The sequence below is a fragment of the candidate division KSB1 bacterium genome, from assembly GCA_034505495.1.
GTDB lineage: Bacteria > Zhuqueibacterota > Zhuqueibacteria > Residuimicrobiales > Krinioviventaceae > Fontimicrobium_A.
Map to the genome: position 1 here is coordinate 25,365 of JAPDQV010000033.1, position 13,537 is coordinate 38,901.

The 13,537-nt window shown below is 57.0% G+C and carries 10 protein-coding genes; all 10 read right to left on the reverse strand.

Annotation, left to right across the window (positions count from 1 at the left end):
- Positions 1 to 8: 8 nt before the first annotated feature.
- The 10 genes from ONB24_12020 to ONB24_12065 all read right to left on the reverse strand — a co-directional run bounded on the left by ONB24_12020 (position 9) and on the right by ONB24_12065 (position 13,147).
- Positions 9 to 2,084: a M23 family metallopeptidase gene (locus ONB24_12020; GenBank protein ID MDZ7316844.1), complete on the reverse strand. Its 2,076-nt coding sequence runs from the start codon at positions 2,082 to 2,084 to the stop codon at positions 9 to 11.
- Entirely contained in the window at positions 2,077 to 3,360 is a 1,284-nt protein-coding gene (locus ONB24_12025) for a glycosyltransferase (GenBank protein MDZ7316845.1), read from the reverse strand. Before ONB24_12025 ends, ONB24_12020 begins: the two co-directional genes overlap by 8 nt.
- Positions 3,357 to 4,226, reverse strand: coding sequence for a D-glucuronyl C5-epimerase family protein (locus tag ONB24_12030; protein MDZ7316846.1), 870 nt, complete (start codon positions 4,224 to 4,226; stop codon positions 3,357 to 3,359). Before ONB24_12030 ends, ONB24_12025 begins: the two co-directional genes overlap by 4 nt.
- Positions 4,223 to 4,987: a tRNA 2-thiocytidine(32) synthetase TtcA gene (locus tag ONB24_12035; GenBank protein MDZ7316847.1), complete on the reverse strand. Its 765-nt coding sequence runs from the start codon at positions 4,985 to 4,987 to the stop codon at positions 4,223 to 4,225. The genes ONB24_12030 and ONB24_12035 overlap by 4 nt, the downstream gene beginning before the upstream one ends.
- Complete coding sequence (locus ONB24_12040) at positions 4,984 to 7,062, reverse strand: hypothetical protein (protein MDZ7316848.1); 2,079 nt, start codon at positions 7,060 to 7,062, stop codon at positions 4,984 to 4,986. The genes ONB24_12035 and ONB24_12040 overlap by 4 nt, the downstream gene beginning before the upstream one ends.
- Before the next feature lie 174 nt (positions 7,063 to 7,236).
- On the reverse strand, positions 7,237 to 9,168 hold the full coding sequence (locus tag ONB24_12045) for a heparinase II/III family protein (GenBank protein ID MDZ7316849.1): 1,932 nt from the start codon (positions 9,166 to 9,168) through the stop codon (positions 7,237 to 7,239).
- On the reverse strand, positions 9,165 to 10,373 hold the full coding sequence (locus ONB24_12050; GenBank protein ID MDZ7316850.1) for a DNA polymerase IV: 1,209 nt from the start codon (positions 10,371 to 10,373) through the stop codon (positions 9,165 to 9,167). Before ONB24_12050 ends, ONB24_12045 begins: the two co-directional genes overlap by 4 nt.
- A 27-nt stretch (positions 10,374 to 10,400) precedes the next feature.
- Positions 10,401 to 10,829, reverse strand: coding sequence for a nucleoside 2-deoxyribosyltransferase (locus tag ONB24_12055; GenBank protein ID MDZ7316851.1), 429 nt, complete (start codon positions 10,827 to 10,829; stop codon positions 10,401 to 10,403).
- Positions 10,830 to 10,844: 15 nt separating this feature from the next.
- Positions 10,845 to 11,657 (reverse strand): class I SAM-dependent methyltransferase, encoded by an 813-nt coding sequence (locus tag ONB24_12060; GenBank protein MDZ7316852.1) that lies wholly within the window; start codon positions 11,655 to 11,657, stop codon positions 10,845 to 10,847.
- Positions 11,654 to 13,147, reverse strand: coding sequence for an oligosaccharide flippase family protein (locus ONB24_12065; protein ID MDZ7316853.1), 1,494 nt, complete (start codon positions 13,145 to 13,147; stop codon positions 11,654 to 11,656). The genes ONB24_12060 and ONB24_12065 overlap by 4 nt, the downstream gene beginning before the upstream one ends.
- Positions 13,148 to 13,537 lie beyond the last annotated feature (390 nt).

A 13,537-nucleotide genomic window follows, 5' to 3' on the forward strand; every position in this document is an offset into this window, starting at 1 on the left:
GACGCCCTCTATTCGATGGTAAAAGTATGCTTCAAAGACGCGGCGTTGCCGCTTTTATCGCGCACAAACAACTCGACGGTATGATTGCCGGGCGCCAGCGGCTCTTCCGGCACATAGAACAGAACCTCCCGCTCGTAATCGTACTCGGCAATGACTTTGCGGCCGTCGAGCTTTAATACACGGCTGTTCTCACCGCCGATACCGGATAAATTGTCGCGAAACGAAGCCTTGAGCATGGGCCGACGCGTCTTGATGCTGCTCTTGTCTGCCGGCAAGAGATAGGCAATCTGCGGCGGCTGAGAGTCGCGCGCCAGAACAAAGACTCCGAGGCTTTTCGCCCGCGCCGAAACCGTGCATGCCTGGCCGTTGAGCACATTGTCCAAAAAGAGCAGCGAGTTGCCGCTTTTTTGGTAGACGCCCAATTGCCGCGGCGCCGGTTCGCTCTCAGGATAGCGAAGAATGACCCGCACGCCGCTGTTCAACGGCACGTCGCTCGGCTCGAAACGATAGGCGTGACCTACGACTTGATACGCGCTGATGTTTTTCTCCACATAGCTCCTGACAAAGAGGTCCTTAAAGAGCGACGTCTTTTCGAAAAAAAGCGAACACAGGCCGTCGTCGCTCTGCAAAAGCCGCTCCTTGCCGACCGGCACGGTCATGAAATTGAGTGTTTCCCGTTGCTCGTTTTGCGGCTGAGAGGCGGCTGATATGGACAGCACGAGAGGACCGGTTTGGCAGTCCGACAACGGCCATGCCCCGATATAGGTCACGGAACCCGCCTTGCGGACAGGCAAAGTAAAGATTTTCCTTTTGCAGATCTCTCCGCGCACGATCGGCTCTCCCAATCCCGGACGCTGAGCCGTAAAAACCAAGCGAATATAACGATCATAGAAACGAAAAGCCACATCGTAAAGGTGGATGGATTCTTGTTCCGGCACCGACTGGAGTTCTTCCATCTCTTCTTCATCATCATGCGGGGGTACAACAACCGACTCTCCTCCGTCAACCCAAAGACGGCCGGCGACTTCTGCCGCATTCCCCCAATAATCGAAGGTGCGGATGACGAACCGGTGCGATGTCCCCTTCAATCGCACGACGCCTTTGGGGATTTCGACGATGCCCTCCTGCTCCTTTTCTCCATCGGTAAAATCGACGACGCCGTAATAGGGTGCATCCACAGGATAAAAGGGCAGCCGATTGCCGAGATCGCGGTAAAGGTTATAAAACGTGCCCGTGCCGCGCACCCGCTGACGAAAGTCGCGGTCCAGGTTGAAATGGTTGTTGAAAGCAATGGGATAACCGTCGCACCGTGAGGCAAAGATCAGCTGATCGTCGATCCATAATTCGCTGCCGTAGATGCCGAAGCGGTGATCGGCGCCTTCCATCTGATCAAAGGCGGAAACGCCGAACCCGATGCGGCCGTGAACGGCAACCGGCCGGTTGATTTCATACTGTCCGCCGCCTTTGGCAACCGGATAGAGAATGACCGGCTCATAATCGTGATCGACGCTCGAAAAGGCGTCCAGCGGCTGAATGAGCACTTTGGTGATCACCGGCCTGACGTTGTCCTCGACGAAATAGCCGCGCCGAAAAGGATTGACGGGATTTCCGTGCTCGTCGCGAAGTTCGAAATGGAGATGGGGGTAACCGACCCCGCTGTCGCCGGTATAGGCAACGATTTCGCCCTGTTTGACCGAAAATTTATCCTTGGTAAGAAAGAGCTGTATCTCATAGCTTTCCTGCGCCGCCTGTTCGCGCTTTACATAGTCCTGAATGGGATCGGCAAAGCGCTCTAAATGCGCATAAAGCACCGTTTCGCCGGTATCCAGGGTCAAATAGAGCGCTCGGCCGTAGCCGAAGGGCGAGACGCTGATGCGTGACACATAGCCGTCGCGCACGGCAAATACCGGAAAGCCCGTCTGTCCCCACGTTTTGATGTCGATGCCGGCATGAAAGCGGCCGTTGCGCGACTCGGCAAACGAAGAGGTCAGCAGACGGCTTGCTTCCGTTGGCCAAAAGTACTCCTCGGCCGAGAGGACGAGAGGAAACAAAAATAGCAGCAAGAGTCGTTGGGCTTTAGGCAAATTTCTTCTCCGCAGTAATTTTGTCTAAAATTTGCGCCAACAGCGCCGTCTGGCGGCGGCGGTCGAATGCTTGGACAAATGCGTTGTCTCGAACACCTGCCTGAGGAGGCGAATCGATGAACTCGATCAAGCGCCTGCCGATTTCCTCCGGCCGGCGCGAGGTAACGATCACGGCTCGGGAATAGGCCCGCAGCAGGTCATTGGTCGGATGACTGTTGCTGATGACGAACATCGGTTTTTGTGCGCCGATGTACTCAAAGGTCTTGCCGGGAATAAAGGTGTCGCTCGGTTCGGCGTCGACCAGCAGCAGGAGGCCGTCGGCTGCGGCCAGAAAAGATACGGCCTTGCGGTGCGGGTGATGGCCGAGCAGCGTCACCCACTCGGCGAGGCCCTCCGCCGCGACTTTATCAGCCAAACTCGCGCTCATGTCCAAACCGACGAACAGCACCCTGATTTTGTTCTGCAGCGAGCGGTCCATCCTCATCGCCCAGGCCAGACCCTTTAAAAACGGCGCCGGATCGGCCCAGCGGTTGACGGTGCCGCTGTAACAGAGCGTAAACCTGACGTTTTTGGGCTTTGGGTCTATTGCAAAATCTTCGGGATCATAACCGTTGGTAATGACCCAGCCTTTTTTATTCCGGTCGGCCTCGGGCAGAAGGCTTTCGAGTATAGCCTTGGAACAGGCGACGATCGCATCGGCCGAGGCGACGACGCGGCGCTGCAGCTGGAGATTGCGGCGTCTGGCGAGATCGTTCGGTTCGCTGACCACGTGACTTCCTGCCCAGCCGTCGCGAAAATCGGCCAGCCAAGGCAGTTTGAAAAGCGCGGCTGCCCTCCTGCCGATCAGATGCGTCGAATGCGGCGGTGAAGTGGTCAAAAGCGCATCGAACGGTTTTTGCCTGACAAGCTCCTTGACCGCCGTCAATGCATGGCACCGCCATAAAATTTTGACATCCGGCTGAAACAACAACGGCATCAGCTTTCGATTCAATATGCCGAAAAGTCCTTGTTCCGTACCGGACGGCGCGCCGGTTCGCTTCTTTCCCAAGCGCGCCAAAAGCCTCTGCGGATCCCATGACTCGGTCCGCACGACTTGCGCATCCGCCACATCGTTCATCAGGGACTCATCTTCGGCCCAATAGAGAACCGGCTTTACCGTCACCACAGTCGGCTGCCAACCGAACTGGGGCAGATATTTGACGAATTTGGCGATGCGCTGCGTGCCGCCGAGTCCCAAGGGCGGAAAATAATAGCTCAGAATCAACAGCCGCTTCATCGTTGCGCTCCGGCAATGCGAATCTTTTCCTGCAGCTTGAATCCCAGCCGCAAAAGACGCGCAGCGGGATTGCGCAACTGTCGACGCCATCTTTTTGCCGCCGCTTTGAATTCATCCTCATTGAACAGGTCGCCCAAAACGTCAAAAAGCCGCGCGTGCAGTTCCTGATACATGGGCGATGCGGCGCGCGGAATGCGATACAAGTCGTAACGCGTCCAAAATCCCAGATCCCAGTCGCGCCATCTTTTTTTGAGGCCTTCGATCACGTGGTGCACCAAAGCCCTCATTTCCTGATCATCGAAAAAGACGGCATAATCGTAGACGCCGAGCAGCGCAAAAATGCCGCCGTTCAGCACGTGCACCGGCGGCTCGACCGGATATTCCTGGAAAAAGACGGTGCCGTCCGCCAGCGGCGCCGCAACCCCTCCCTCCGCGTAATCGTATAAAAAGACGCGCACCGCCGCGCGACTGACGCGCAAATAGTCTTCGTTCGGAGCAACGCTATAGCAGCGAAGCAGCAGAGAGAGCGCCTCTCCCTGCGCCATGGCCGAAATCCACGGCGGATAGGGTCCGTAGAGCGGAAAGCCGTACTCGTAAATCCACGCCAGCGATTCGTTTTTCCACGGCCGACAATTGGCAACCAGCCAATCCGCGCAGCGGAGGGCCGTCTGCAAAGCGGCATCGGCGCCTTTTTCCGCCCAGCGCTGCAGGTTGTATAAACCCCATTGGGCCGTGGTGATGGCGTTATAGCGCAGGCCGATAGGCGGCCCATACTGCACGCGCGGAATGCCGTCGGCGTCGAAATCGTAGGAGAAATTTTCCAGCCCCTCCCACCTTACGGGATAAGAAAGATCCAATTCCTTCATCGCGAAAATTCTTTCGATAAAGAGGCGGCAGGCGCAAGCAGATAATCGGTTTTGACGCGTTTCATGGCGGCAAAGATGTTTTCTTTGGCGTTGGGCACATCGGCTTCGAGCGCTGCCAGCAACTCCTTAATGTACTGACGCTTCGAATTGCCGGCCGTCGGACACTCTTGATCGATCGGTTCAAGACCTCGTTCGCGGGCGAATTTCTCCACCAGTTCCTTTTCGATATACATCATGGGACGGAGGATGGTATATTTGCCCTGAAACACTTCCAAACGCGGCGGCATGGTGCTGATCTCTCGGCTGTAGATCATGTTCAGAAGCAGCGTTTCGATAATGTCATCTTTGTGATGGCCGAAAACGATCTTTTGACAGCCGAGGCGCTCGGCGGCTTCGAAAATATGTCGTCGGCGGATGCGGCTGCATAAAAAGCAGGGATTTTCGCGGTTCTCGTCGCTGTGCGCATAAGGGCCGATTTCGGTGCGCACGATCTCTCCCTCTACGCGGCGCGAGGCAAAGAACCCGCTCATTTTGCGGCAGCGCTCCTCGGCATGTTCGCCGAAACCGAGATCCACATAGACCGCTGCGGCGCGCATGTTTTCACCGTAAACGACCAAGTGATCCGCCAAAAGATCGACCAGCGCCATGGAATCGATGCCGCCCGAGACGGCGAACAGCACGCCGTCGCCGTCCTGAAACATCCGGTATTCGTAAACGGCTTTGTCGATGCGCGCCAAAAGCGTGCGATGCAGTCGCGTCATTTCGGCACTTCCCGCATGCTGTTCAACTCTTCCTCCAATCGGCGCAGCAGGTTCTCCATAAAGCCGTCGATCTGCGACAGATCGACATCAGTGGTGCGCTTTGCCAGTTCCAGCTCCCGCTCGCCTTCCTCCAGCTCGCCGGCGTCGATGTGCGCCAAGCCTTTTTTGTAAAGAACGATCGATCCCCAGGTGCCGCTTTGCAGCTCATCGGCGAGCTGCAGCGCTTCGTCATAGAGACGTTGCGCCTTGGGATAGAGCCGCCGCTCCACGGCCGCATCACCCGCTTTGACGAGCGAGCGCAAGGCATCCTCCGGCCGGTTGCTGCTGCGGTAGAAACGCACGGCGGCTTCATAACTGCGCTGCGCCCGCGTCCACTGTTTTTTGCCTGCGGCGATGTCGCCCAAGTGCTCCTCGCAATTGGCAAGATTCTGAACCTCTCCCAGCAGCTCCAGAGCATCGGCGGCGGTTTCGAAATGCGCCTCCGCCTCGTCGGTCAGCAAATCCTTCAAAGCGACGCCGAGATGAAAATGGGCATAGGCAGTCTCTCTTTCGGCGCCGGCCTCCTCGGCGACCTGCAGGCCTTTTAGAAGATAGTCGCGCGATTTCAGCAACGAGTTGCTTTGCCGCATAAGAATGCCGAGCTGAATGTAGATGCGAGCCGTCATCAGCTTGTCGCCGATCGCCGTGTAGCCTTCGATGCTCTCATCAAAACGTTCCCATGCCTCCAGCTTCCGATCGACGGCAAAGAGGAGCTCGCCGAGACGGTACTGCACAAAAGCCGCCGCTTCGATATCCCCCAGCTGCTGAGCGGCGTCCAACGCACTCTGCAAGTGTTCCTCGGCGGCGCCGAACTGGGCAAAGCGCTGCTCCAGGGCGGCCGCTTCCAGGGCGGTCAAAAAAGCACCGAGATGATTTTTTCGGCGGCGAAAGGAGGCGCAGCTTCGCTGAAAAAGATCGGCAGCCTCGCGTTCTTTTCCTGCCCGAAGAAAATGCACCGCCAAGTTGGCGCCGAGCCAGTCGTATTCTTCTGATTCCGCATCATAAAAAGGCCCCAGGCGGCGATAGAGCTCGATCAGACGTTCATGATGTGCCGGGTCGGTAGTGGAATCCGCCTCCAGCAGTTGAATGCGCTTGAGAAGCAGCGGCTGCTGCAGCGCCGCGGGTATTTCGCCTTCCTCCTGCGGGTGCAGCAGAACCGCGCCCAAGAGCCGCACCACGGCCATATCGGCCGGCACAGGGAAAATAGTAAATTGCCGCAAAGCAGGCCAATGAGGCAGGCGATTGCCCAAGGCGCGCGCCCGCAAAGAGGCGCTGGGCAACACTATGCGGCCTAAACCGTTTGGTTCGCTCAGAGAGACCAGCGCATCGACGCCGAGCAGCGTAAAAAGCGAATCCGCGAGAATTTCCAGAGTGACATCAGCCGGACGTTCGATCACCGGCACGGCCAGCGGCGGCACGTTGCGCGGCGTCACCAACTGACTGTAGCGGCGCACCGTAATCGGCGCCGAGGAGAAATCGCTGCTGTTCGGCCGAATCAGCAGCGCAGCTGCGCGTTGCCGCGAGGAAACCGGAAAGCCGTAGGCAGTCTTGAGAGCGATAAGATCCTTAATAAACTGCTGCATGCGTCGTCTTTCGCGGCCGAATTCCTGCGGAGAGAGCGAGATGTGATTGAACTCGTTGATCAGCGTGTAGGAGGGAAATTCATAGGCGGTCAGATGGCCGCTGTAGCCGGTTTTGTTTTTTTCGAGGGTGACATAAATGACGGCCTGCAGTCCGAACCGGCGATGAACCTGGAGCGGGATCGTATCGCCGTATTGTTGCCAGTCGAAGAGAAAGGGTCGGCCGATGCTGCGCTGTATAGAGTCGACCGGCACAAAGCGCAGTCCGTCCGTCGCTGCAGCATCCGCAATGAACGCCTCGTATAACCGGTCGAGCGCAGCGGTTTCCTTCTGCGTTTCCGTGGTCACCGCATACCATTTGCGCGCGGTAAGGGTCAGGGCGGCCTCAGCGCTGAAAGTTCGGGCAGTGCACAATCCGATAAAGATCAGTAAAAATCTCGCCGCTCTTTCTTTCATGCGCATAAATTCACAACGATCAGTTTCGGTACAAAGCCGGGGAGGTTCTTTTGGCTGTATATCAACTATGAGCCTACGCATTGTTTGAGGTCGACGACTTTCCATTATCGATCACCGACGATCTTGCTGCGGTCCGAGACAGTCGCTGATAATTGCTTTGCACACTGAACCTTTCTATTCGTCGATTCTCATTCTGGTCGTCAATTCCATCGGCAAGGTCACCGCTGCGCATAGCCGAATGACCGGATGAAGCTCACGTCTGCCGAAATGCGGCGAATGAGGCGCCTCTTCGACTTTGATGGTCAGCGCCGTCGAAGCTTCGAAGCTGAGCCGCAAACTCAATTCATTAAACGAGCAGACCAGCGCATCTTCGGCATAGCCGATGCGGCAGGGCGCCAAGTGAAAATAAGCATCCGCGCGGTGAATTCCAACCCCTTGCACGCGATCGATGATCATAAAGCCGCCGTCGATGCGCCTTACCTCGCGCGACAGCTTGATCGGACGATAACCGTCGTGCTCGGCCCGAAAGCCGATCTCAGATTCCTGCAGCTTCTGCAGGGCTGCTTGGGGACGCTTTCCCCACTGGAACGGGCCGAGCGGTTGTGCCGGCTCGCGGCCGTCGATGATCAGTGTACTGTGCGCGCGGGCGCTGCGGAACCAGTCGCGCTCCTTGCCGGCGCCCAAATAGAGATAGGTACCGGCATCGATCAAGACCGGTTTCCCGTCGACGCTCATCCAGACGGCGAGAAAATCGGCATGGCCGTGCGCCGCCAAACGCCCAAGGCCGAGCGGTCCGCCGTCCAGCACCAACTTGAGCGAATGCCTGCCTGCTTGAGTAGAAAGGACAGCGTACCCGCCGCACCGGAAAAAGCGCATTGCTTCTTTGCTGTGAGCTTTTCCATTATTTTGACTCAAAGATTGTCGGAACAGCCAAAAGGCAGCGCGATCCTTTCTCTGCTCCCGCGGCTTTTGCGTGTCCTCCATGGTCGCCAGGACGCGAAGCGGCGAGACGGGCGGCTCGAAAAACGGCAGAGCAGCGCCGCCGTCCTCGTCGCCGATATTCGGAATATAGCCGTCATCGGCGAGGGCGCAAAGGAAATCGGCCATGCGATGCAAAAGAATCGTCACTTCTTCCGGCATCGTCTCCCCAAATAAACGGGCAGCCGAGAGCGCCGCCAAGCCGTATTCGATGAGGTACGCCTGATAGGCGACGCTCTGTTCCTTGGCAACGCCGTCCTCGAACACCTGATGCGGAAAGCTGTCCTGAAACAATCGAAAGCCGCGCCGGCACAGCCGCTCGGCCGCAGGCAGAACCGGCGCATAAAATCCGGCGTAGATCAAACCGACCGCCTCTCCGACCAGATGGTTGTTGGCCGACGAGCCGACTGACAGGTGCTGACTGATAAACTGCAGATGCCGTTCCACGGCGCAAAAGATTCTTCGTACCAGATGCTCGTCAAGCTGCGGCGCTTCGTGCGCCAGGATCAACGCCCAGGTCCAGGCGATGAGCCGCAGCGCACACTCTAACGCGCTCGCCCAGTTAATACCCAGCGGATAGGGATTTTTGTTCAGCCAATCCCGCCACTGCTCGAACAACGCCTCGGCATACTCTTCCCGATGAGTGCTCCGCCAAGCTTCGGCGAGCGTGACAAAGTGCCGGCAGCGGTTGAGTTCCCACACATAACGCACCTCTTTGACCAGGCGCGGTGAAAAATAATCCATCCGCCTGCCGAAGACAAGCGGCAGGGATTTTTCGGCCAAAGGATCGTAATGCCAAGGGACAGTTTTATCGCCGATCAACTGTCGGTCTAAAGCTGAAAAGCGATAGTGTACCGCATCCTCGGCGCAACGTAAAAGTTGGTCTAAAGCCTCAGGATTTCTTTGATAAAAATCACCCACAATGCGGTCGTCGGCGACATCTATATGAAAGAGCCGAGCCTGGCGGAGCGGCGTTTTTTCAGAAAAAGAGGCCCGTGTATAATAATCGGGTCGACCAAGGTATTTGAGGTACTCGTAAAAGTCCGTCAACGCTTGTCGACCGCGACTCGCCAGCTCGACCGGCGTCATGGCTGACAAACGGCAGAGTTTTAACCGCAACGCATTCATTCTTCACGGATCCATTCCGAATCGCGGCCGGCGCCGAGGCTTGCGGCGCGCGTGATCGCGTCCTTGCCGAAGCGGGCGCGGATGCGGTCCATCACTTCATCAGCCTTGTGGGACGGACTCTCCTGCGCGCCGAAAAGGGTCAGTTGGCGCTCGCAGGATGTCAGACGAGAGACCGCCACGCCGAGAAGGCGAACCGGAGTTCCATGGCGTTCAAAGCGGCGAAAGAGATCGACGGCCGTGGCGAAAATCTCGGCAAAATGGTCGACCGGCTCGGCCAGTGTGTGCGAACGGGTAAATGTGGAAAAATCGTGCAAACGAATCTTTAATGTCACGGTTGATCCGGCCAGGCCGTATCGCCGCATTTCGTGCGCCAGCTCGTTGCAAAGAAACCGTAGGGTCGCGGTCAATTTTTCTTCGTCATTGACGTCTTGTTCAAAGGTGATCTCGCGGCCGATGGATTTGGCGGACGCTTCGCCGCCGACCGGCCTTTCGTCAATGCCTTGTGCCAAGCGATGATAGTGCAGACCGGCTTCGCCAAATATTTTGTAAAGCTCATGGCGCGGAAAAGCCGCCAAGTCGCCGATGGTGCGGATGCCGAGCGCCTCGAGCCGCGGCAGCGTTTTTGCCCCCACGCCCCACAGCCGCGAAATCGGCAGCGGCGCCAGAAAGGACTGGACTTCCTCTTCGCGGACAATCACCAGCCCGTCCGGCTTGCGCAGGTCCGAGGCAATCTTGGCAATAAACTTGTTGGGCGCCAGTCCCACGGAAGCGGTCAAACCGGTCTCCTGCCGTACGCGCGCTTTGATGCGGCGGGCGGTTTCTTCCGGCGAGCCGAAGAACTTTAACGTGGAGGTAATATCGACAAAAGCCTCGTCGATGCTGATCGGCTCGACCAGCGGCGAAAATTCGCCCAAGATCTGCATGATTTGCCGCGAAATCTCACCGTAGCGTTTGCCGCGCGGCCGGACAAAAACCGCCTGCGGACAACGGCGGTACGCTTCCGAAATCGGCATGGCCGAGCGAATGCCGAAGGCGCGCGCTTCGTAACTGCAGGTCGACACCACCCCGCGCCCTTTGCCGCCCTTCGGGTCGGCGCCGACCACCACCGGTTTACCGCGCAGCTCGGGAAAATCGAGCTGCTCCACGGCGGCAAAAAAAGCGTCCATATCCAGGTGCAGAATCCAACGGCTCATCGTCTCCCTCATCCTTACCGCAGCAACGCGGCCGAACGATCAAGCCTCTTCCGCAACGCGCTGTACAAATAAATCGATCAGATGCCGCCACTCGCGGCTGCAGGTGTAGGAGCTGACCGTCAGTCGCGGATCGGGATTACCGGTGATCATGCAGGAAACGCGTCTTCCCGCCGCATACAACGCCAAAACCCGTTTTCCGGCAGCCAGTGCTGCGCCGATCTCATACCCCACCCCTAAGGACGGAGCAGAGATTTCCGCAATGACGGCATCGGCGGCCCGCAGCCAGGCCATGTCGCGTTCATAAATCTGTTGCGCGGAAAACTGACGCTCGAGCTCCCATACATTGGGCGCAATAATGTGCTCGGTCGGCACTGTATGGCCGAGAGCCTGGAGGTAGCACACCATCTCGCCGTAAATATCAGCAAACTCTCTGCTGCCGGCAATCGAGCCGCAAAAATAGATGACCAAGGCGCTTCCTTTGGTTTAAGGTTTTTCCACCACAATATAGGACCGCACGCCCTCGTGCACTGCTTTAAGAGCGAACGGTTCTAGTCCGATTTTTTGAATAAAAAAATAAACACGCAAAGAAAATTTGTTGAAAAACGCTTCGTTCCAGGCTCCGAACCGCTGTGAACGCAGCAGACGATTGATCAGCCGACCGAGCAGCAGCAGCGCCGCCGGCAGCTTGGCGGCATACTTGACCTCTTTTTCCAAAGTGCCGCTCTCGATGAGTCGTAAACCGGCGCGTTCGGCCATCTCGGCGAGTTCCTCGGGACGGTAGGCGGTGTGATAGTAGAGGTCGCCCCACGCGCCGCGCACACCGGCCGCCGACATGCTGCCCATTCTGACCCACACCGGCCGCCTGCCGCGGTAGTTGGGAGTAGTAATCAGGGCACGGCCGCTGCGCTTTAGGACATGCGCGATGGACTCCATCACCCGATTGGGGCGAAAACAATGCTCGATCACTTCGCTGCACAACACGACGTCGAAACTGCCTCCGCGAAAGCACTGCATCCGTTCCGCATCCGCGGCGACATAGCAGATCTTGGGTTCGCGGCGGGCCTTTTTCAAGACCGTCAGACTTAAATCGGCGCCGTATCGTTCGCCGCCGTTGTAGGCGGCCAAGTACATGCCGCGGTTGCAGCCGATCTCCAGCAGCCGTCCTCGCTGCTGCGACAGCCACTGCAGGACGAACGCCCGGCGTAAGCGACCGCGCAACGTCGCATAGACCGCATCCTCCTCATCATAGTGCTCGCCGACCGAATTATAGAACTCGGTCAACGGCTGTCTGCTCATGCTAACCTCCCGCTTAATCGCCGCAACACGGCGCGGACCACCTCGCGTTCGTTCTTTTCATAAAAGCGGAGCAGGCTCAGCAGCAGCGGAAAACTGAGGAAAATTGTTGCCCGCAGCAATAAATGTCCGGCAGCCAATGAGCTGCGTCCGACAAAGAAACAGACGGCAACCGCCAGGGCCATTTTTACGATCCGCCCCCATTCATAGTTCACCGCATAAAAGCGGTGATTGACGAAATACTGAACCACCGCCATCACGACATAAGCGACCACCCTCGCCCAGGCGGCGCCGACGAATCCGAACAGCGGAATGAGCGTATAGAGCGCGATGACGTTGGTGACAATGCCGGCGCCGGTGATGAGCGGCAACCAGCCGGTCTTTTTTTCCAAGTAGATGCCGATGATGAAATTGAGATAGGCGGCAAAAGCGATGTAGGCCAGGAAAATGATCGGCACCACCACGGTTCCGGACCAATATTCCTCGCCGAGAAGCGTCATGCGGCCGATCCGCAGCCGCACGATGTCGTCGATGAACAGAGAAAAGAACAGAAACACAAGGCTGCAGGCCAGCAGCAGGTAGGTCAGCACCTTTTTAAAGATCTCCTTGGCGTCCGGCTGCTTGACCGTGGAGAGGAAAAACGGATGCCAGGCAAAGCGGAAGGCGGCGATGAACAACGCCATGAACATGCCCAACTTGGCGCTGGGGCCATAAAGGCCGACCGCCTCGACCGAGTCGAGCTTTTCGAGAATAATCTTGTCCAATGTATCCATCAGGTTGACCGAAAGCGTCGCCGGCAGATACGGCAGGCCGAATTTCAAAAGATCGCGCAGGGTCGGCCTGGAAAAGGTGAAGCGAAAATGCTTCAGGCAGATCGGCAGCATGATCACAAAGGTCAGCGCCGACGCCCAAAAATTGCCGATAAAAATCGCCTCGAGCCCCATCTTGAGGCGGACGATGAAAAAGGTGTTCAGGCCGAAATTCAGGCAGACATTGATGAACTTGAAAAAGATGAACCAGCCCGGTTTTTCCTCGGCGCGCAGGATGAGAAAAGGCATCAGAGTCAGCGAGTCGAAGAACAGGATGGCGACCGACCAGGTGATGAGGCGGTTGAGATCAAGCCCCAACCGGTGGATGTCGGGACTGAACAGACGCTGCGCAATGGGCGCGCGGAAAATGTGGATCAGCAGCGAAAAAAACAGCGACGTTGCAAACAAGGTGATAAAGGCGGTGGAAAAGACGCGATTGCGGGTGGCGGTGTCGTCCTCGATAATGTAAAAGCGAAAGAACGCCGTGTCGAGGCCGTAAGAATAAATGATGGTGAGGATGGCGATATAGGAAAAGATCAGCGTATAAACGCCCAAAAGGTCTTGAGAAAAGGTATTGGTATACAGCGGTATGAGCAGAAAGACGATCATCCGGTTGAGGATGTGTCCCATGCCGTAAACCATGGAGTGTTTAAAAAGGCGCTTGACGCCGGAAAGGACGGACATTCACTTATTCCTTTTACTTTAATGCGGCAAAAATACGCAAATTCAGCGAAAAGTAAAAGCGCGGTGTCGGGGGCAAAGGTCCAATGTCGAAGGTCAAAGGTCGAAAGTCGAAGGTCCAAAGTAAAAAGACGATTCCGAAAGCGAAAATTATAGGACAATTGTAGGTCGTAGCGCGGGCTTTATCCCGCACCCGCAGCGCAATCTAACGCAGCGCGAGATTCATCTCGGGCCCATAGGGCGGGATTTATCCTGTGCCTATTCAAAACCACCCTATAAAATTCAACCGGCGTGAAGCACATCGGCAGGGCCCGTTTTGTCGCCTGCTGCCGGCTTCAAAAAGCAAGGCGGGATTAAAACCCCGCCCCGCAACTCTTTTCCCTCTCCATTCTC

Coding starts and splice junctions, on each gene's coding strand:
- ONB24_12060 (MDZ7316852.1), bottom strand. CDS start 11,657: ATGAGCAGACAGCCGTTGACCGAGTTCTATAATTCGGTCGGCGAGCAC.
- ONB24_12065 (MDZ7316853.1), bottom strand. CDS start 13,147: ATGTCCGTCCTTTCCGGCGTCAAGCGCCTTTTTAAACACTCCATGGTT.
- ONB24_12035 (MDZ7316847.1), bottom strand. CDS start 4,987: ATGACGCGACTGCATCGCACGCTTTTGGCGCGCATCGACAAAGCCGTT.
- ONB24_12050 (MDZ7316850.1), bottom strand. CDS start 10,373: ATGAGGGAGACGATGAGCCGTTGGATTCTGCACCTGGATATGGACGCT.
- ONB24_12030 (MDZ7316846.1), bottom strand. CDS start 4,226: ATGAAGGAATTGGATCTTTCTTATCCCGTAAGGTGGGAGGGGCTGGAA.
- ONB24_12025 (MDZ7316845.1), bottom strand. CDS start 3,360: ATGAAGCGGCTGTTGATTCTGAGCTATTATTTTCCGCCCTTGGGACTC.
- ONB24_12045 (MDZ7316849.1), bottom strand. CDS start 9,168: ATGAATGCGTTGCGGTTAAAACTCTGCCGTTTGTCAGCCATGACGCCG.
- ONB24_12040 (MDZ7316848.1), bottom strand. CDS start 7,062: ATGAAAGAAAGAGCGGCGAGATTTTTACTGATCTTTATCGGATTGTGC.